Below are 17,870 nucleotides of genomic sequence, written 5' to 3' on the forward strand. Positions count from 1 at the left end.
TCTCCACGGTAAACGCAGCGGGCAGGCCCGGAGTTCCGTCCGAACCCCGAACCTGCCCGTAGGGGACTACCCCGAGCCGGCGGAAACACCCGTTTCCACCGGCTCGGCATACGCCGGCATCGGCCCGGTGCAGGCCAGACGCAGCCGGTGTTTACGCGGGAACGATGTTGACCAGCTTCGGCGCCCGCACGATCACCTTGCGGATGCCCGCGCCGCCCAGCGCCGCGATCACCTTCTCGTCGGCCAGCGCGACCTTCTCCAGTTCCTCCTCGGAGATGGCGGGCGGCACCTCCAGCCGGGCCTTGACCTTGCCCTTGATCTGCACGACGCAGGTCACGGTCTCGTCGACGACGTAGGCCGGGTCGGCGACCGGGAAGTCACGGTGGACGACGGAGTCGGTGTGGCCCAGCTTGCGCCACAGCTCCTCGGCGATGTGCGGGGCCAGCGGGGCGACCATCAGCACCAGCGGCTCGGCCACGGACCGCGACACCGCGCCACCGGTCTTGGTGAGGTGGTTGTTCAGTTCGGTGACCTTGGCGATGGCGGTGTTGAAGCGCAGGCCCTCCAGGTCCTGGCGCACGCCGTCGATGGCCTTGTGCAGGGCGCGCAGGGTCTCCTCGTCCGGCTCGGCGTCGGTCACGGTGACCTCGCCGGTGGTCTCGTCGACGATGTTGCGCCACAGCCGCTGCAGCAGCCGGAACTGGCCGACCACCGCGCGCGTGTCCCACGGGCGGGAGACGTCCAGCGGGCCCATGGCCATCTCGTACAGGCGCAGCGTGTCGGCGCCGTACTCGGCGGCGATCTCGTCCGGGGTCACCGCGTTCTTCAGGGACTTGCCCATCTTGCCCAGCAGGCGGGAGACCTTCTCGCCCTGGTAGTAGTACGCGCCGTCGCGCTCCTCCACCTCGGCGGCCGGCACCGCGATGCCCCGGCTGTCGCGGTAGACGTAGGCCTGGATCATGCCCTGGTTGAACAGCTTGTGGAACGGCTCCGCGGAGGAGACGTGCCCCAGGTCGTACAGGACCTTGGACCAGAAGCGCGCGTACAGCAGGTGCAGCACGGCGTGTTCGGCGCCGCCGACGTACAGGTCCACACCGCCGTGCGGCAGGCCCTCGCGCGGGCCCATCCAGTACCGCTCGATCTCCGGGTCCACCAGCTCGCGGTCGTTGTGCGGGTCCAGGTAGCGGAACTCGTACCAGCAGGAACCGGCCCAGTTGGGCATGGTGTTGGTCTCGCGGCGGTACTTCTTGGGGCCGTCGCCCAGGTCGAGGGTGACGTTGACCCATTCCGCGTTGCGCGACAGCGGGGTCTCGGGCTGGGTGTCGGAGTCGTCCGGGTCGAAGGTGCGCGGGCTGTAGTCCTCGACCTCGGGCAGCTCCAGCGGCAGCATCGACTCGGGCAGCGCGTGGGCGACGCCATCCTCGTCGTAGACGATCGGGAAGGGCTCGCCCCAGTAGCGCTGGCGGCTGAACAGCCAGTCGCGCAGCCGGAAGTTGACGGTGCCCTCGCCGATGCCCTTGTCGGCCAGCCACTCGGTGATGCGCGCCTTGGCGTCGGCCACGCCCAGGCCGTTCAGCCTCAGGTCGTCGCTGTCGGAGTTGACGATCTTCGCGTCGTAGGAGACGAAGGCGTCGTCCCAGGTGAACGGGTCGGTGCCGCGGCCGTCGGTCGGCTCGACCACGCAGCGGATGGGCAGCTCGAAGGCGCGCGCGAAGGCGAAGTCGCGGCTGTCGTGGCCCGGGACGGCCATGATCGCGCCGGTGCCGTAGCCCATCAGGACGTAGTCGGCGATGAAGACCGGGATCCGCTCGCCGCTGACCGGGTTGGTCGCGAACGCGCCGGTGAAGACGCCGGTCTTGTCCTTGGCCTCGGCCTGCCGCTCCACGTCGGACTTCGAGGCGGCCTGCGCGCGGTAGGCGGCGACGGCCTCGGCCGGGGTGGCGTGGCCGCCGGTCCACACCTCGTGCGTGCCCTCGGGCCACGCCTCGGGGGTGAACTTCTCGACCAGCGGGTGCTCGGGCGCCAGCACCATGTAGGTCGCGCCGAACAGGGTGTCCGGGCGGGTGGTGAAGACCGTGATGCGCTCACCGTCGATCGGGAAGTCGATGCGGGCGCCCTCGCTGCGGCCGATCCAGTTGCGCTGCTGGAGCTTGATGGCCTCGGGCCAGTCCAGCTCCTCCAGGTCCTCCAGCAGCCGGTCGGCGTAGGCGGTGATGCGCATGTTCCACTGGCGCAGCTTGGCCTTGAAGACCGGGTAGTTGCCGCGCTCGGAACGGCCGTCGGCGGTGACCTCCTCGTTGGCCAGTACGGTGCCCAGGCCGGGGCACCAGTTGACGGGCGCGTCGGAGGCGTAGGCCAGGCGGTACTCGCCCAGGATGTCGGCGCGTTCGCGGGCGCTCAGTTCGTTCCACGCGCGCGTGGTGCCCGGAACGGCGCGTTCACCGGACTCGAACTGGGCGATCAGCTCGGAGATCGGGCGGGCCTTGCGCGCCTCCTCGTCGTACCAGGAGTTGAAGATCTGCAGGAAGATCCACTGGGTCCACTTGTAGTACTCCGGGTCGATCGTGGCGAACGACCGGCGCTTGTCGTGGCCCAGACCCAGCCGGCGCAGCTGGGCCTTCATGTTCTCGATGTTGGCCTCGGTGGAGACCCGGGGGTGCGTGCCGGTCTGCACGGCGTACTGCTCGGCGGGCAGGCCGAAGGCGTCGAAGCCGAGGGTGTGCAGGACGTTGTGGCCGGTCATGCGCTGGAACCGGGCGTAGACGTCGGTGGCGATGTAACCCAGCGGGTGGCCGACGTGCAGGCCCGCACCCGACGGATACGGGAACATGTCCATGATGAACTTCTTGGGCTTGGCGGCCAGCTCCTCATCGCCCGCCAGGTCGCCCGTGGGGTTCGGTGCCGCGTAGGTGCCGTCGGCGTCCCAGAAGTCCTGCCAGCGTGCCTCGATCTCGGCTGCCATGGCGGCCGTGTAGCGGTGCGGCGCGGCCTCCGCCGATGCGGCGGTGGCAGCGGGGTTCGTCTCGCTCATGATCCTCAAAGCTCCATCGATCGTCTCTGCCTGCGGAAATGAAAAAACCCCTCGCACAGGAGGGGACGCCGCGCCGATGCCGACCTCACGGCTGGACCGGGGTCGGTACTGATCAGCGCGGCCCGCTAAGCAGAAGGCGTACGGCACGCATGGCGCTAGGGTACCGCAGCCCTTGAGCAAGCCGCGACGCGCTTCCGTATCCCTGGGGGACATGTCCACGAAGCCCGCCGGTACCGAACAAAGGTCAGCGATTTCTTCGCGTACCTCCCCTATGGGACGCCACTCCGATCAGATTGTCCGTCGATAACAACGCAATAACCCAAACCCCGTACTGATCGGTATGGCGCCACTTAGAGTGCGGCAGCGGGACCGCTTTCCCGGAACTGCTCGGAGTTGCCCCCATGAACCCTCGTCGTCGTACCAGCTCGCTCCCCCTACCGGGCCGCTCGGCCTATGGGGTGGCGTCCGCCGTCGCCTTGCTGCTCATTCCCGTGTCCGTGCTGGTCGGGGGCGTCCGGTTCCGCGAGTTCCTGAACTTCGGCGCGGGTGTGCTGTCCCTCGTCTCGCTGAGCTGCTCGGTGATCTGGGGCCTGTTCGCCCAGGACCGGATCTTCCTGAACACCCGGCAGCGGATCATCGGGCAGGCGGTGCACCGGACGACCGCGGTCGCCTCGATCGCGTTCCTGCTGCTGCACATCACCACGAAGATCGCGCTCGGCCACACGGAGGTGATCGCCGCGGTCATTCCGTTCTCGCTCGGCCTCACCGGGATCGCCGGGCTGATCGGGCTGGGCTCGCTCGCCGGGCTGCTGATGATCTTCGTGGGGGTCACGGGCGCCCTGCGCGGCACCTTCGCCACACCGGCCCCGGTCGCGGCGCGCTGGCGGGCCATGCACATGCTGGCCTACCCCGCATGGTGCGCGGCGCTGATCCACGGTCTCTACGCGGGTCGCGCGGCCAAACCCGTCTTCGTGATCCTCTACAGCCTGTCGCTGCTCGGCGTGATGGGCGCCCTCGCGCTGCGCGCCGCGCCGCGCCCGGTCAAGCGCAGGGTCGCCGACCGGCTGGTGGCCCTGTTCGACCGGCCCGGCCGGCCCGCGTCCGAGGAGCCGGAGACGAGCCGCTCCCGGGCGGCGGGCCCGGCCCGGCCCGGCCCGCGACGCGGCCGGGAACCGCGCCCGGCACCCGCCTCGCCGCTCTACCAGCCCTCGACCGCCGAGCCCGCCGCCGGTTTCGCCGCGGCCTACCGCGCGGTGTCCGTCCCGCACCACCCGCGGCAGCCCTTCACGGCGGCCCAGACGGCCGCTGCGGACCTGCCGCCGGATCTCGCCGCCGCGCGCGCGGACGGCCCCTTCGGCGCCTCCGGCGGCTGGCCGGTCCCCTCCCCGCCGCCGGTCGGCGAGGCCCCGCCGTCCGCGTACGACCCGCTCCAGGACACCGGGTACACGCTCCCGGTCCACGGTGATCCGGGCGCCGCCGGCTACGGCGGACGTGACGTGTACGACACCGCTGAGACGAACGGCTCCTACGGCACGTACCTCCCGGGTGACACGTTCGACAGCGGTCCCGCCACCGAACCGCTGCCCGGCTCGCCCTACGGGGCACCGGGTTCGGGCGAACCATGGAACACGCCTTCCGGAGGCTTCAAGTGAACGAGGCACTGCCCGACGTCCCCGAGGTCCGCGTGGTCGGTCTTCCCCAGCTCACGTCGGGCTTCGACCTTGTGGAGCGACTCGACCTGCCGATGCATCTGAAGGTGCACGGGCCGCTCGACCCGCTGGGCGGCGAACAGCTCGCCCAGCTCGCCGAACGCATCAACCTCAAGGGGCGCGGCGGAGCCGGTTTCCCCTTCCACAAGAAACTGCGCTCGGTCGCCGAGTCGGCGATCAGGCGCGGAGTGCGGCCGGTCGTCGTGGTCAACGGCAGCGAGGACGAGCCGGCCTGCCGCAAGGACACCGTGCTGATCAACCGGGCGCCGCACCTCATCCTGGACGGCGCCCTGCTGTGCGCCGAGGCGCTCGGCGCGCGCACCCTCGTCGTCGGCGTCACGCGAGAGTCCACGCAGCGCTCCATGGAGGCCGCGCTCGCCGAACGCGGCCTGGGCAACAGCCGTAGAGCGGCGCTCCGCGCGTGGGTGCAGCGCAACCCGGTCCGCATGGTCACCGGTGCCGCCGCCTCGCTGATCCGCTCGATCGACGGCGGCCCGGCGATCCCGCCCGGCCGCAAGGTCAGCGCCTCGCGGAGCGGTGTCGGCGGGGCGCCCACGCTGCTGTCGAACGCGGAGACGTTCGCGCAGCTCGCCATAGCCGCCCGCATCGGCCCGGAGCGTTACGCCAACACGGGCCTGTACGACGAACCGGGCACCGTGATGCTCACCGTGTCCGGTGCGGTCGCCCGCCCGATGGTGATCGAGGTGCCCACGGGCGTGCCGCTGCGCTACGTGTTGCAGCTAGCGGGCGCCCCGCCGGTGCCGCAGGGGGTGCTGACCGGCGGCTACCACGGCAAGTGGATCGACGCGGCGACCGTGGACGAGGCGATCGTCTCCCGCAACTCGCTGGACGCGGTGGGCGGTTCGCTGGGCGCGGGCGCGATCCTGCCGATCGGCCAGGAGACGTGCCCGCTGGGCGAGTCGCTGCGGGTGGCGCAGTGGCTGGCCGAGGAGAGCGCCGGCCAGTGCGGGCCCTGCTATCTGGGGCTGCCCGCCGCCGCGCGCGGGCTGGAGGACATCCTGGACGGCGGCGGACCGGCGGCCCTGGAGGCGCTGAAGCAGGTCGCGAAGAACGTGAAGCGGCGCGGCGCGTGTTCCCACCCGGACGGTTCGGCGATGTTCCTGGAGTCGACCCTCAAGGCGTTCACCGACGACCTGGCGGCGCACGTCCTCGGGAACGGCTGCGGACGGCCCGTGGAGGGCGTTCTGCCGCTCTTCGAGGGGGGCAGGGCCCCCACGGGCGTCCCGGGCGGCGCCGACGCCGCGGAGAGCGGCGCGAGCCGCCAGAAGATCTACGTCGACTGGACGCTGTGCCGGGGCCACGGACTGTGCGCGGACATCCTCCCGGAGGTGTTCGAACTCGGCGCGGACGGCTTCCCTACCGTCGCCCAGGCGCAGATACCGCGTTACGCCGAGGCGAAGGCGCTGCGCGCGGTGCGCCGCTGCCCGGCACTCGCCCTGCGCATCGAGGAGGACACACGCGGGCAGGCACCGGCGCGCAATCTGCCGGTGCTCTCCCAGGGGCGCGGCCGGCGCGCGCTGGGCCGCTGAACCCGCAAGGGGTGCGTCACCTGAATTCGTAAGGGGCGGGTCACCGGATCGGGTGGCCCGCTCCTTGGCGTTCCACCGCTCCTTGACGCTCCACCGCTCCTTGACGTTCCGGCGCCTCCTGCGTTCCGGCGCGCCTTGCGCCACAACACGCCGAAGGCGGACCATCGCTGGGATGGTCCGCCTTCGGCGTGTTGTGGAGCTAAGGAGAATTGAACTCCTGACCTCTTGCATGCCATGCAAGCGCTCTACCAACTGAGCTATAGCCCCTTGTTTTGTTGTTTCGCCCGGTTCCCCCGGCGACGACGTAAACATTACAGGCCCTCGGGCGCAGCACCAAATCGGTTTCAGCTTCACTCCGGTATGACCGCTAATGTCGGTTTCCATGCCCGAGATCGCGCCGTTCACAGCAGCCCGCCGGGCCCCGGTCGCCCTGGGCGTGTGCCTGATGTCCTTCGCGGCGTTCTGGGCCGCGCAGCGGGCCGCGCACGTGTCGATGATCGACCTGATGGTCTACCGGGCCGAGGGGGCCGCCGTACGCGCCGGCGGCGATCTGTACGCGCTGCGCGCGACCACCGCCCGCCTGCCCACCACCTATCCGCCGTTCGCGGCCCTGCTGTTCACCCCGCTGTCCCTGCCGGACACCGCGCTGCTGCGCACGCTGGCGACGGCCGGCAATCTCGTGCTGCTGGTGGTCTTCGTACGGCTGTCGCTGAAACTCGTCGGCCACGCGCGCGTGCGGACCGTCTGGTGGGTCGCGGGGGCGGCCGTGTGGTGCGAACCGGTGTGGACGACCGTGCGCTACGGCCAGATCAACCTGCTGCTGGCCGTGCTGGTGCTGTGGGACCTGACCCGCCGGCCCGCCGGCGGCCACGACCGCTGGAGCGGGCTGGGCCTCGGGCTGGCCGCGGCGGTCAAACTGACGCCCGCGCTGTTCGCCGTGCTCCTGCTCGTCACGGGCCTGGCGGACCGGCTGCGGGGCGGGCGGGGCGGGCCGTGGCTGCGGCACGCGCGCGGGGCGGCCGTCGCGTTCGCCGGGGCGACCCTGCTGGCGGCGGCCGTCCTGCCGTACGACTCCTGGCGGTTCTGGACGCGCATGGTGTTCCGCGCGAGCCGGGTCGGGCTGCCGGAGGACACCGGCAATCAGGCCCTGCGCGGCATTCTGGCCCGCCTCCTGCACACGCCGGACCCGGCGGCCCTCTGGGCGGCCGGTGCCGCCGTACTGGCCGCCCTCGGCCTGGCGGTGGCGGTGCGGGCGGAGTTGGGTGGGCGGCGGGCGTGGGCGGTGTGCTCCTGCGCGGTCACCGCCCTGCTGGTCAGCCCGGTGTCGTGGACCCACCACTGGGTGTGGTGCGTGCCGCTGGTGCTGCTGCTGTGGACGCGCGGGCACCGGGCGGCGGCCCTGGGCACCCTGCTGGTCTTCTGGTCGTACATCCCGTGGTGGGTGCCGCACGGGCCCGGGCGGCCGGAACTGCACCTGAGCGGCGCGCCATTGCTGCTGTCGGCCGGCTACGGCGCCACCGGTGCGCTCTTCCTCGCGCTGGCCCGGGCGTCGTTGCCGGGGCCCGGCGGCGGCGAGGTCCGCGTCAAGCCGTGACGAACTGGTAGAACCTCTTGAGCGTGCAGTGCTCCTCCAGGAGCCGGCCGTAGATCGGCTCGCCTTCGAGTTCCCGGTAGGTCTCGATGGGGTCGCCTTTTATGATCAGCGCCCGCGCGCATTCCTCGCACCAGTACTGGTACGCGGGATTGATCGGCTCCATGTCGCGGACGATGGGCGTACCACTCCCGCACCAGTCGCACTTCCGCCGGTGTGCCCCCATCGATCAGCTCCAGGTATGGCCGCAGGCCGTGCACACGTACGAGATTCCGCCATTGTCGCCGAGTACCTGCGCCACGTGCGCGGAACCGCAGGAAGGGCAGCTCAGCCGGGTGATCGAATCCCGTATCAACGCCGCACCGAGGAGGTGGCCGACCTCCTCGAGGATGCTCGCAGGCATCGCTACTCCCTCCCGTCGGGCCGCGCCCCCTTCCGGCCGTTTGATTCTGCCACGACCGGACCGATACGGTCAGCGACGCCTCAGTACCAGTCCGGACACGGCGCCCACCGCCGCCGTCCCGGCCAGCGCCCAGGCACACACCGAGAACGCCTCCGCGGAGGGGTACGGCCCGAGGGCCCCGAACGACTCGATCCGGTTCAGGAACAGGGTGCCGAAAGCCGCCACGCCGATCAGCTGACCGAGTTGCGCGACCGTGGCCAGCAGGCCGCTGGCGTCCGCGGCGTCCTCGGGCCGTACGGTGGCGAGCGCCCCGGTGAGCGTCGGGCTGAACGCGAGCGCCAGCCCGGCCCCCGTGCCCGCGTACCCCGCGTACAGCACCGCTCCGCCGGACCCGCCGCCGTGGAAGGCGAGTCCCACGACGGCGACGGACACCGCGGTGAGCGTGAACCCGGCCGGCGTGAGCGCGCGCTGCCAGGCGGCCGGCCATGTCCGCCAGGTGAGGCTGACGGCACCGAAGAAGACCGCGGTCGGCACGAAGCCCAGCCCGGCCCGCAGGGCGCCGTAGCCGAGGCCGCCCTGGACGTGCAGGGTCAGCGCGAAGAGGAAACCGGCGTTGACCGACATGGCCGCGAGGATCCGGAAGACGGCCCGCCCGACGCCGGGGTGCCGCAGCACCCGGGGCGCGATGAGCGGGGCGCCGCCCCGCCGGGCCAGCCGGGACTCGTAGCCGCAGAACGCGGCGAACAGCGCCGCGGCCCCGGCCAGCGACAGCCACGACCACAGCGGCCAGTCCTCTTCCTGCCCGAGCACCAGCGGCACGGTCAGCAGCGACACGGCGGACCCGAGCAGCACCAGACCCGGCAGGTCGAGCGCCCGGGCCCGCTCCCGCCCGGCCGGACCGCCCAGCGGCAGGACCTTGCGGCCCAGCAGGAACAGCGCGGCGCCCACCGGCACGTTGACCAGGAACACCGGCCGCCAGCCGGTACCGAACAGGTCGGCGCTGACCAGCACCCCGCCGACCACCTGCCCGGCAGCGGCGCCGACGGCCAGGACCGCCGAGTAGGCGCCGAGCGCCCGGGCCCGCGCCTCGCCGGTGAAGGTGCGCTGGATGAGGCTGAGCACCTGCGGGGTCATCAGCGCCGAGCCCGCGCCCTGGACCAGCCGGAACACGATCAGCTCGGTGGCGCCCCCGGCCAGTCCACAGGCGAGCGAGGCGGCGGTGAACAGGGCCAGCCCGGCGAGGTGCACCCGGCCGTGGCCGAGCCGGTCACCGAGCCGGGCGCCGGTGATCAGCAGCACGGAGTACGTGATGGTGTAGCCGGCGATCACCAGCTGCAGGTCGGCGCCCGAGGCGTGCAGGCCGGAACCGATCGACGGCGCCGCGACGTTCACGATGAACACGTCCAGCACCGCCATGAACAGGGCGGCGAGCAGCGCACCGAGCAGCAGGCGGGGCCGATTGTCAGTGGCGGGTGCTTCACTGTCCGTGACGGTTGATCCCGCCCGGTCGGCGACCGTGGGGTCACTGTCAGTGGTGGGTGGTTCACTGTTCGCACGGTTCGGAACGGGCTCGGCGCCCGGTCCGGTGCGGGATGTCGTCGTCATGGCGTCGAGCGTGACGACGAGCCGGTACGGGTGCCGAGTGCCCGCTGATGCTGGTACTGCCAGCACCTGGCAGGAGCGGGCCCGGGCACGGACGATGAGACGGATACGACGGGGGCTGGACGATGGGGACGAGGACACAGCGGCGCCGGCCGGAGCTGGCCGCCTTTCTGCGCAGCAGGCGGGCGCGGGTCACACCGGCCGATGTGGGGATGCCGCCGGGGCTGCGGCGGCGCACCCCCGGGCTGCGCCGGGAGGAGGTCGCGCAGCTCTCGGGAGTGGGTGTGACCTGGTACACGTGGCTGGAGCAGGGCCGGCCGATCAACGCCTCGCCGCAGGTGCTGGACGCGGTGGCGCGCACGCTGCGGCTGGACCCGCCGGAGCGCGAGCACCTGTACCGGCTGGCGGAGGTGCCCTTCGAGCCGGGCCCCGAGGGGCTGAGCCGGCGGGTCGGCGCGGAGGTGCAGGCCATCATCGACGCCCTGGACCCGCTGCTGGCGGTGGTCTACAACGCGCGGTACGACGTCCTGGCCACCAACGCGGCCTACCGCGACCTGTTCCTGGTCCCGCCGGCCGGTGTCGCCGGCACGGGCCTGCCGAACGTGCTGTGGACGCTGTTCACGCTGCCGGAGGGGATCTGCCCGCTGGTGCACCGGGAGGTGGAGCTGCCGCTGATGGTGGCGACGCTGCGCTCCTCCTACGGCAGACACGTGGGCGAGCCCGTCTGGGAGGACTTCATACGCGGGCTGTCGGCGGCGAGTCCCTGGTTCGCGGAGCTGTGGGCGAGCTGTGAGGTGGTGGTGCCGGGGCCCCGGGTGAAGACCTTCCGGCACACGGCGGTCGGCCGGATGCGGATGACCTCGCAGTCGCTGTCCGTCGACGGGATGCCCGAGTGCCGGATCGTCGTCTACACCCCGGAGGACGAGGACGCGCGGGCGAAGATCGCGCTGCTGCGGGAGCGGAGGGTGCTGCTCTTCCCGGCGGCGGACAAGGAGGTCGTCCACGGCTGAACACGGAAAATCCCGCCCCCAGGCGGGGACGGGATTCTCATCACCGATCTTTGACAACTCAACAGAGTGTCGATCAGTGGAGCTAAGGAGAATTGAACTCCTGACCTCCTGCATGCCATGCAGGCGCTCTACCAACTGAGCTATAGCCCCTGGTGTTCTTCCCGCTCGGCGGGGCGAACAAGAAGAACTTTAGCCTGTGACCTGCCGGAAAGTGAAATCCGGGGTCCGGGGGTCCCGGGACGGTCAGTCGTCGTCGCCGAGGACGGGCTCCGGGAGGGTGCCCGCGTTGTGCTCCAGCAGGCGCCAGCCACGGGCGCCCTCGCCGAGCACGGACCAGCAGCAGTTGGAGAGGCCGCCGAGGCTCTCCCAGTGCCGGGCCTCCAGGCCGAGCAGCCGGCCGATGGTGGTGCGGATGGTGCCACCGTGGCTGACGACGACGAGGGTGCCGTCCTCGGGCAGCTTCTCGGCGTGCCGCAGCACGACGGGGGCGGCCCGGTCGGCGACCTCGGTCTCCAGTTCGCCGCCGCCGCGGCGGACCGCTTCCCCGCGCTTCCAGGCGGCGTACTCCTCGCCGTGGCGGGCGATGATCTCCTCGTGCGTCAGCCCCTGCCAGACGCCCGCGTAGGTCTCGCGCAGGCCCTCCTCGCGGGTGACGTCGAGGCCGGTGAGGGCGGCCAGCTCGGCGGCCGTGTGCGCGGCCCGCCGCAGGTCCGACGAGACGATCGCGTCGGGCCGCAGGGAGGCGAGCAACCGGGCGGCGCGGCGGGCCTGGCCCAGGCCCGTCTCGGTCAGCTCGACGTCCGTGGTGCCCTGGAAGCGCCGCTCGACGTTCCAGGAGGTCTGGCCGTGTCGCCACAGGATGATGCGGCGGCCCCGGCCCTTGCGGTCGGTCACCTCACCCGTGGCGCTCATCACCACTCCCCGTCCGGCTCCTGGTCGGCCTCGGCGGCCTGCAGCTTGGCGTGCTCCTCGCCCTTGCCGCGGGTGGCCTTGGCGTCGGCGGGCAGCTCGAGCTCGGGACAGTCCTTCCACAGCCGCTCCAGGGCGTAGAAGACCCGCTCCTCGCTGTGCTGGACGTGCACGACGATGTCGACGTAGTCGAGCAGGACCCAGCGGGCCTCGCGGTCGCCCTCGCGGCGGACCGGCTTGGCGCCGAGTTCCTTCTGCAGGCGCTCCTCGATCTCGTCGACGATGGCCTTGACCTGGCGGTCGTTCGGCGCGGACGCGAGCAGGAAGGCGTCCGTGATCGACAGTACGTCGCTCACGTCGTAGGCGATGACGTCGTGGGCGAGCTTGTCGGCCGCCGCCTGGGCGGCGGTGTTGATGAGCTCAAGGGAACGGTCTGTGGCGGTCACTACATGGCTTTCCGTCGGCGGTCTTTTGTCATCAAGGGTCTCACGGACCGCCCGGCACCCCCCACGGGATTACGGCGGCACGTGGGGCTCGCGGGCCGCGCTCCGCCGGGGAGCGCGGCCCTGGGTCAGGACGAGGACGGCTTGTAGTCGCGGCCGAGGACCACCGAGACGTCGGCGCCGGAGGAGACGGTGCCCTTGGTCACGGAGCCGGCGGGCAGACCGAGGGTCTTGGCGACCTCGGCGGCCTTCGCCTGGTCGGCGCTGTCCGCGTAGGTCACCTTCGAGGTGGCCTCGGTGCCGGAGGCGCTGCCGCCCTCCAGGAAGGTGAAGCCGCCGTTGAGGAGCACGACGCGGGCCTTCTCCGTGTCGTCCTTCACACCGGTGGCGTTCTGAACGGAGACCCGGACCGCGGAGCCGGCGTCGGGGCTCTTCGCGGTGCCGCCGAGAATGTCCTTCACCACGCTGTCGCTGGTCTCGGCGCTGAGCGTGCCGTCGGCCCGCACGGGCAGCAGGGCGGTCTTGTAGTCGCCGCTCTTGGCCAGGTCGGCGAGCCTGGCGAGGAAGCTGCCGAGGTCCTTGTCGGTGAGCGGCGGATCGAGGATCTGCGCGAGCGTCTGCACGGTGACGGTGGCGGAGGCCGGGTCGGAGGACATCTTGCGCAGCACACCCTGCATGACCTGGCCGAACCGCTGCAACTGGGCGTTCTCGGACTCGCCGGAAGCCCGGTAGGTGGCGTAGGCGACGGCCATCTTGCCGCTGAGGGTCTGGCCCCGGCCCTTGTGGACGAGCGGCGCGGCGCCCTTCTTCTTGGCGTCCGGGTCGGGCACGTCGGTGTCGGTGTCGATCTCGATGTTGCCGACGAGGTCGACGAGGTTCTGCAGGTAGGGGGTGTCGAGCCGCCAGCTGCCCTGGATGCTGGTGCCGAGGGCGGTGTCGAGCTGGTCGCGGGTGCCGGAGGTGTCGTCGTCGTCCACGGACTTGGCGAGGGTCGTGGTCGAGCCGTCGTCGTCGGTCAGGGCCAGGGAGTTGGGCAGCAGGACCGTGGTGCCCTGCTTGGTGGTGGTGTTGTCGACCAGCAGCGCCGTGGAGGTGCCGCCCTTGACGGTGTTGTGCAGGTGGACGACGAGCACATCCCGTTTCTGGGCGGCGACCGGGGCGGCGGCGGTGCCCGAGCCGCCGGAGGACAGGCCGGGCAGTTTTCCGGCGTACCAGAGGTAGCCCACCCCGCCGGCCGCGAAGACGGCGAGGACGACGAGCAGGGCGATGAGCCGGCTGCGGGCGCGGCGGCGGGCCTCCTCGCGGCGCTCGGTGCGGTTCTCGGTGAACTTCAGCCAGTCGATGACGTCCTCGGAGTCACCGTCCGGCTCCTCGACGAAGGCGAACTGTTCAGTGCGGTAGTCCGGTTCGGCCGATCCAGGCCCGGTGCCCTCGGCGGCCGTGCCGTGCCGCGCGACCGGACCGTCCTGCGCCACTGGACCGTCCTGCGCGGCCGGGGCGTCCTCCGCCGGGCCGGTCTGCTGCGGGATGTAGGCGGTCTGCTCGGCGACCTGGGGCTGCCTGCCGCTGCTCGCGGCCTGCCCGTAGGGGTCGTAACCGCCGGCGTCCTGGGTTCCGGTGCCGGTGGCGTACGGGTCGTACGGGGCCTGGGAGCCGTAGGCGTCGTAGGGGGCGTAGGCGTCGTAGGACTCGTAGGCGGTCTGCTGCTGCTGGTCGGGGGCGTAGGGGGAGGCCGGGGGCTGCTGGCCGGTGGCGTAGAAGTCGTAGCCGTAGCCCTGCTGCTGGGCGTAGGGGTCGTAGGCCGCCGGCCGGCCCTGGGGGACCTGGTGGGCCTGGGGAGCCTGCTCGGCCGGTACCTGCCGGTACACGGGCCTGCCGTACTCGTCGTAGCCGACGACTTCGTACGGAACGGCGCCGTAGCCCGCGTCACCCGCGTCGTATCGGTCGTTCACCGGTGCCCCTCTCGGCTCACTCGCCGCGGTACAGCTCGCGCTTGTCGATGTAGCGCACGACTCCGTCCGGGACCATGTACCAGATGGGGTCGCCCTTGGCGACTCGCGCGCGGCAGTCCGTGGAGGAGATGGCGAGGGCCGGCACCTCGACCAGCGAGACACCGCCTTCCGGCAGACCCGGGTCGGTCAGGTGGTGGCCGGGGCGGGTGACGCCGATGAAGTGCGCGTAGGAGAACAGTTCCTCGGAGTTGTGCCAGGTCAGCAGCTGGGCGAGGGCGTCGGCGCCGGTGATGAAGAAGAGGTCGGTGTCCGGGTTGAGGGCACGCAGGTCGCGCAGGGTGTCGACGGTGTAGGTGGGGCCGCCGCGGTCGATGTCGATACGGCTGACGGAGAACTGCGGGTTCTCGGCGGTCGCGATGACCGTCATCAGGTAGCGGTCCTCGGCCGGGGAGACCGTGCGGTGCGACTTCTGCCACGGCTCGCCGGTGGGGACGAAGACCACCTCGTCCAGGTGGAACTGCGCGGCGACCTCGCTGGCCGCCACCAGGTGCCCGTGGTGGATCGGGTCGAATGTCCCGCCCATGACGCCCAGGCGCCGCTTGCCCGAGTGGGCGGGGGCGTGGCCCGGTCCGTGCTGCGGGCGCTTCACCGGGGCGTCGGCCGTCTCACGCGCCGGACCGGTAGGCATGTCCTGCTCTCCCATGCGTGCAGACCCTACCGGCCCGGCTTCGAACGTCCGGCCGGGGACGGGGTCCCCGCTCAGCGGTCGCGGTTGAAGCGCGTGGTGATCCACAGCAGCAGGAGCAGGATGATCAGGGCGCTGCCACCGGTGATGGCCGGGTTCAGGCTGTTGTGGTTTCCGCCGTGCTCCTCGCCCTCGGCGGCGAGGGTGACCAACTGGGCTGCGGCGCTGTGGAAGCTCATCTTCGGCAGGACCTATCGCGTGTGGGCGGAATAAAGATGTCGGCTCATCGTAAGCGGGCGGCCGTACGGCGATCACGCCGACTCCGCCGTTGGGGACGCGGGGGCCCCGATGCCCGGTCCTGGCGAAGACCGTTCGCCGGGGACGGACGGGGAACTTCCGGCGCGCCTCAGTCGTCCTTGCGTTTGTAGCCGCTCAGCAGGAACCAGGCGGTCAGCGCACAGCCGAGGACCATCACGATCAGCACGACACGGAGCAGGTTGCCCGTCCCGTGCTGCTGGACGGCGCTCGTGGCGGCCTCGGTCAGCCGGGCGGCTGCGGGGTGGTGCTCCATGGCGGGGACTCCTTCGGGTGTACTGCCTGTCCACGGTATCTCCGCCCAGGCCGGGCCCCGCCTCGGGGGCGCGGTGGGCACCGACGCGTACATGGGGGAAGACATGTCCGACGACGGCCGGCAGCAGACGGGGCACGAGCGGTTGCCCGGCAGGCAGCGCAGGCGTTTCCCGGGGATCTCCTCGCGTGCGTACGAGCACCCGGCGGACCGCTCGGCCCTGGTCGCGCTGCGCAGGCTGAGCGGGTTCGACACCGTGTTCAAGGCGCTCAGCGGGCTGCTGCCGGAGCGGAGCCTGAGGCTGCTGTTCCTGTCCGACTCGGTGCGGGTCTCGGAGCGGCAGTTCTCCCACCTGCACGACATGCTGCTGGACGCCTGCTACATCCTGGACCTGGAGAAGGTCCCGCCGATGTACGTCACGCAGGACCCGCGGCCGAGCGCGATGTGCGTCGGCCTGGACGAGCCGATCATCGTGGTCAGCACGGGGCTGGTGGAGCTGCTCGACGAGGAGGAGATGCGGGCGGTCGTCGGGCACGAGGTGGGCCACGCGCTGTCCGGGCACTCGGTGTACCGCACGGTCCTGCTGTTCCTGACCAGCCTCGCGGTGAAGGTCGCGTGGATCCCGCTCGGCAATCTCGCGGTCACGGCGATCGTGACGGCGCTGCGGGAGTGGTTCCGCAAGTCGGAGCTGTCCGCCGACCGGGCGGGCCTGCTGGTGGGCCAGGACGTGCGGGCCTCGATGCGGGGCCTGATGAAGATCGCGGGCGGCCACCACCTGCACGAGATGAACGTGGACGCGTTCCTGGAGCAGGCCGAGGAGTACGAGTCCGGCGGTGACCTGCGCGACTCCGTGCTGAAGATCCTGAACGTGCTGCCCCGTTCCCACCCGTTCACCACCGTGCGGGCCGCCGAGCTGAAGAAGTGGGCCGAGTCGCGCGACTACCAGCGGATCATGGACGGCCACTACCCACGGCGCGACGAGGACAAGGACACCTCCGTCAGCGACTCCTTCCGCGAGTCGGCGGCCGGCTACGCGAGCGATGTGAAGAGCTCCAAGGACCCGCTGATGAAGCTGGTCACGGACCTGGCGGGCGGCGCGGGCGACCTGGGCGGCCGGGTCCGGCGCGGCTTCGACGGCTTCCGCAGCCCTCCGCCGGCCCCGGGGGACGCGCCGGGCACGGACGCGTAGCCGGGTCTTCCTCCGCCCCGGCGGCCTCTTCCAGAGCCCGGCAGCGCCCCTGCCGGGGCGGGTCCAGCTGGTCCTCACACCCTCGGCTGCGCCCCCGTGGCCAGCGTTCCGCAGAGGTGGGCCGGGCTGTCCGTGTCGTAGGGATTGGTGCCCGCGGGGCCGCCCGTTCCGGCCGTCTGGCCGGCCAGGAGGGGGCGCAGGTAGGCCGAGGCGTCCTCGGCGCAGGCGAGGGGGCCCGCCTGGACGTGGGAGGCGACCAGCTGGACCTGGCGGGTGCGCAGGTCGTCGCGGTCGAGGTGGAACGTCAGCTCGCGGCGGACCGTGAAGAGGGACACGGAGGCGGGCGGGGCGGCGCCGGTGGGCCGCAGGGCGTAGACGAAGGTGTGGTCGGCGGAGACCTCCAGCGTCGCCGCACCGGCCTCGGTGGCCTTCAGGGTGCCGAAGACGCGGATCCGGTCGTCGGCCAGCCGGGCTCGCGCGGGGTCGATGCGGACCATCCAGCCCGTCACGGCGTGCCGCCCGTCCGCGGCGGGGTGGGCGACGCTCCGGTCGAACTGGGCGAGCTGCTCGGAGTCGACCAGGGCCCGCACCGGGCGCACCTCGCGGCCGGTCAGCACCTCGGGGTGGAGGGAGGAGCGGACGATGTAGTCCTTGACGGCGGTGAGGGCGGTCATCACCTGGCTGTCGGAGAAGTGGGCGGTGCGGCGCGAGGCCGGCAGCGGAATGCCCTCGGCGCCGACGGCGAAGGGGGCGGCGGGGCTGTGCGCGAACAGCCGCTCGGGGCCGGCGGCGCCGGGCACCCGGCCCTGCGGGACGAGCGGGATGACGGTCATCCGCAGGGCCTCCACGGACCGGCGGACCGGCGTGGAGCCGTAGGGGTGGCGGACGCCCAGGTAGACGGCGGTGCCGAAGGCGACGGCGATCAGCAGGGCGAGGACCAGGAGCTGCCGGGTGAGTCCGCGGCGCAGGGGCGGGCGGCGGCGTACGGCGGGCGCGTGGTCGGCCATCCGCTCCGCGGCGGAGGACTCCTGGAGGCGGGCAGCACGGACGAACGACTCGTCGAAGACGACGGATCGGTATTCGTCCTCCGCACCGCCGGGGCCGCCCTCGGGTGTCCCCTCCGGTGGGTCTCCAGGCCCGCCCATACCTTGAGAGTAGGTTCGGCGGGCCCCGGGTAAACGCCCGGCCCACGACAACTTCTGACAGGTTCTCAACAGGCGCGGGCGGG

Annotated in this window: 16 protein-coding genes and 2 tRNA genes; 5 read left to right on the forward strand and 13 right to left on the reverse strand. The window is 71.9% G+C overall.

What is annotated here, in order from left to right:
- Nucleotides 1–151 precede the first annotated feature (151 nt).
- The gene (gene leuS / locus IH25_RS0107430) at nucleotides 152–3,031 is read right to left on the reverse strand and encodes a leucine--tRNA ligase (protein WP_030604994.1); all 2,880 of its coding nucleotides are present in this window, start codon (nucleotides 3,029–3,031) and stop codon (nucleotides 152–154) included.
- Between the two features lie 401 nt (nucleotides 3,032–3,432).
- Here leuS and IH25_RS0107435 point away from each other — a divergent pair, with 401 nt between their 5' ends.
- Nucleotides 3,433–4,683, forward strand: a complete 1,251-nt coding sequence (locus IH25_RS0107435; protein WP_209445281.1) for a YML083C domain-containing protein — start codon at nucleotides 3,433–3,435, stop codon at nucleotides 4,681–4,683.
- Entirely contained in the window at nucleotides 4,680–6,290 is a 1,611-nt protein-coding gene (locus IH25_RS0107440) for an NADH-quinone oxidoreductase subunit NuoF family protein (protein ID WP_030604997.1), read from the forward strand. The genes IH25_RS0107435 and IH25_RS0107440 overlap by 4 nt, the downstream gene beginning before the upstream one ends.
- A gap of 194 nt (nucleotides 6,291–6,484) precedes the next feature.
- Here the strand turns inward: IH25_RS0107440 and IH25_RS0107445 are convergent.
- A tRNA-Ala gene (locus tag IH25_RS0107445) sits at nucleotides 6,485–6,557 on the reverse strand.
- Between the two features lie 115 nt (nucleotides 6,558–6,672).
- Between IH25_RS0107445 and IH25_RS0107450 the strand changes: the two genes are divergently transcribed.
- Nucleotides 6,673–7,884, forward strand: coding sequence for a glycosyltransferase 87 family protein (locus IH25_RS0107450; RefSeq protein ID WP_037654494.1), 1,212 nt, complete (start codon nucleotides 6,673–6,675; stop codon nucleotides 7,882–7,884).
- Here IH25_RS0107450 and IH25_RS0107455 read toward each other — a convergent pair.
- The 3 genes from IH25_RS0107455 to IH25_RS0107465 all read right to left on the reverse strand — a co-directional run bounded on the left by IH25_RS0107455 (nucleotide 7,874) and on the right by IH25_RS0107465 (nucleotide 9,718).
- On the reverse strand, nucleotides 7,874–8,107 hold the full coding sequence (locus IH25_RS0107455) for a hypothetical protein (protein WP_030605004.1): 234 nt from the start codon (nucleotides 8,105–8,107) through the stop codon (nucleotides 7,874–7,876). The genes IH25_RS0107450 and IH25_RS0107455 overlap by 11 nt on opposite strands.
- A gap of 3 nt (nucleotides 8,108–8,110) precedes the next feature.
- Nucleotides 8,111–8,284 (reverse strand): hypothetical protein, encoded by a 174-nt coding sequence (locus tag IH25_RS40550; protein ID WP_107058340.1) that lies wholly within the window; start codon nucleotides 8,282–8,284, stop codon nucleotides 8,111–8,113.
- 69 nt (nucleotides 8,285–8,353) lie between these two features.
- Nucleotides 8,354–9,718, reverse strand: coding sequence for an MFS transporter (locus IH25_RS0107465; protein ID WP_030605007.1), 1,365 nt, complete (start codon nucleotides 9,716–9,718; stop codon nucleotides 8,354–8,356).
- 293 nt (nucleotides 9,719–10,011) lie between these two features.
- Here IH25_RS0107465 and IH25_RS0107470 point away from each other — a divergent pair, with 293 nt between their 5' ends.
- A complete protein-coding gene (locus tag IH25_RS0107470; protein ID WP_030605010.1) occupies nucleotides 10,012–10,896 on the forward strand; it encodes a helix-turn-helix transcriptional regulator in 885 nt (294 codons plus the stop codon).
- A gap of 77 nt (nucleotides 10,897–10,973) precedes the next feature.
- Here IH25_RS0107470 and IH25_RS0107475 read toward each other — a convergent pair.
- The 7 genes from IH25_RS0107475 to IH25_RS40555 all read right to left on the reverse strand — a co-directional run bounded on the left by IH25_RS0107475 (nucleotide 10,974) and on the right by IH25_RS40555 (nucleotide 15,456).
- Nucleotides 10,974–11,046: transfer RNA gene (locus IH25_RS0107475), tRNA-Ala, on the reverse strand.
- A 93-nt stretch (nucleotides 11,047–11,139) separates the two neighbouring features.
- Complete coding sequence (locus tag IH25_RS0107480; protein WP_030605013.1) at nucleotides 11,140–11,808, reverse strand: histidine phosphatase family protein; 669 nt, start codon at nucleotides 11,806–11,808, stop codon at nucleotides 11,140–11,142.
- The gene (gene rsfS, locus IH25_RS0107485) at nucleotides 11,808–12,251 is read right to left on the reverse strand and encodes a ribosome silencing factor (RefSeq protein WP_030605017.1); all 444 of its coding nucleotides are present in this window, start codon (nucleotides 12,249–12,251) and stop codon (nucleotides 11,808–11,810) included. Before rsfS ends, IH25_RS0107480 begins: the two co-directional genes overlap by 1 nt.
- Nucleotides 12,252–12,376: 125 nt before the next feature.
- Nucleotides 12,377–14,200 (reverse strand): LytR C-terminal domain-containing protein, encoded by a 1,824-nt coding sequence (locus tag IH25_RS0107490; RefSeq protein WP_030605019.1) that lies wholly within the window; start codon nucleotides 14,198–14,200, stop codon nucleotides 12,377–12,379.
- 16 nt (nucleotides 14,201–14,216) lie between these two features.
- Nucleotides 14,217–14,903, reverse strand: a complete 687-nt coding sequence (nadD, locus tag IH25_RS0107495; RefSeq protein WP_030605022.1) for a nicotinate-nucleotide adenylyltransferase — start codon at nucleotides 14,901–14,903, stop codon at nucleotides 14,217–14,219.
- 56 nt (nucleotides 14,904–14,959) lie between these two features.
- Nucleotides 14,960–15,124, reverse strand: a complete 165-nt coding sequence (locus IH25_RS41535) for a hypothetical protein (RefSeq protein WP_030605024.1) — start codon at nucleotides 15,122–15,124, stop codon at nucleotides 14,960–14,962.
- A 167-nt stretch (nucleotides 15,125–15,291) separates the two neighbouring features.
- Complete coding sequence (locus IH25_RS40555; protein ID WP_030605025.1) at nucleotides 15,292–15,456, reverse strand: hypothetical protein; 165 nt, start codon at nucleotides 15,454–15,456, stop codon at nucleotides 15,292–15,294.
- 103 nt (nucleotides 15,457–15,559) lie between these two features.
- Between IH25_RS40555 and IH25_RS0107510 the strand changes: the two genes are divergently transcribed.
- Nucleotides 15,560–16,642: a M48 family metallopeptidase gene (locus tag IH25_RS0107510; protein WP_030605028.1), complete on the forward strand. Its 1,083-nt coding sequence runs from the start codon at nucleotides 15,560–15,562 to the stop codon at nucleotides 16,640–16,642.
- 74 nt (nucleotides 16,643–16,716) lie between these two features.
- Here the strand turns inward: IH25_RS0107510 and IH25_RS0107515 are convergent, their stop codons facing one another.
- Nucleotides 16,717–17,787, reverse strand: a complete 1,071-nt coding sequence (locus IH25_RS0107515; protein ID WP_030605031.1) for an SCO2583 family membrane protein — start codon at nucleotides 17,785–17,787, stop codon at nucleotides 16,717–16,719.
- Nucleotides 17,788–17,870 lie beyond the last annotated feature (83 nt).

Source organism: Streptomyces achromogenes subsp. achromogenes, assembly GCF_000720835.1.
Lineage (GTDB): Bacteria > Actinomycetota > Actinomycetes > Streptomycetales > Streptomycetaceae > Streptomyces > Streptomyces achromogenes.

Excerpts from the sequence above, each read along its gene's own strand:
- leuS (WP_030604994.1), bottom strand. The coding sequence starts at position 3,031 with ATGAGCGAGACGAACCCCGCTGCCACCGCCGCATCGGCGGAGGCCGCG.
- IH25_RS0107435 (WP_209445281.1), top strand. The coding sequence starts at position 3,433 with ATGAACCCTCGTCGTCGTACCAGCTCGCTCCCCCTACCGGGCCGCTCG.
- IH25_RS0107450 (WP_037654494.1), top strand. The coding sequence starts at position 6,673 with ATGCCCGAGATCGCGCCGTTCACAGCAGCCCGCCGGGCCCCGGTCGCC.
- IH25_RS0107455 (WP_030605004.1), bottom strand. The coding sequence starts at position 8,107 with ATGGGGGCACACCGGCGGAAGTGCGACTGGTGCGGGAGTGGTACGCCC.
- IH25_RS40550 (WP_107058340.1), bottom strand. The coding sequence starts at position 8,284 with ATGCCTGCGAGCATCCTCGAGGAGGTCGGCCACCTCCTCGGTGCGGCG.
- IH25_RS0107470 (WP_030605010.1), top strand. The coding sequence starts at position 10,012 with ATGGGGACGAGGACACAGCGGCGCCGGCCGGAGCTGGCCGCCTTTCTG.
- IH25_RS0107480 (WP_030605013.1), bottom strand. The coding sequence starts at position 11,808 with ATGAGCGCCACGGGTGAGGTGACCGACCGCAAGGGCCGGGGCCGCCGC.
- nadD (WP_030605022.1), bottom strand. The coding sequence starts at position 14,903 with ATGGGAGAGCAGGACATGCCTACCGGTCCGGCGCGTGAGACGGCCGAC.
- IH25_RS41535 (WP_030605024.1), bottom strand. The coding sequence starts at position 15,124 with ATGAGCTTCCACAGCGCCGCAGCCCAGTTGGTCACCCTCGCCGCCGAG.
- IH25_RS40555 (WP_030605025.1), bottom strand. The coding sequence starts at position 15,456 with ATGGAGCACCACCCCGCAGCCGCCCGGCTGACCGAGGCCGCCACGAGC.
- IH25_RS0107510 (WP_030605028.1), top strand. The coding sequence starts at position 15,560 with ATGTCCGACGACGGCCGGCAGCAGACGGGGCACGAGCGGTTGCCCGGC.
- IH25_RS0107515 (WP_030605031.1), bottom strand. The coding sequence starts at position 17,787 with ATGGGCGGGCCTGGAGACCCACCGGAGGGGACACCCGAGGGCGGCCCC.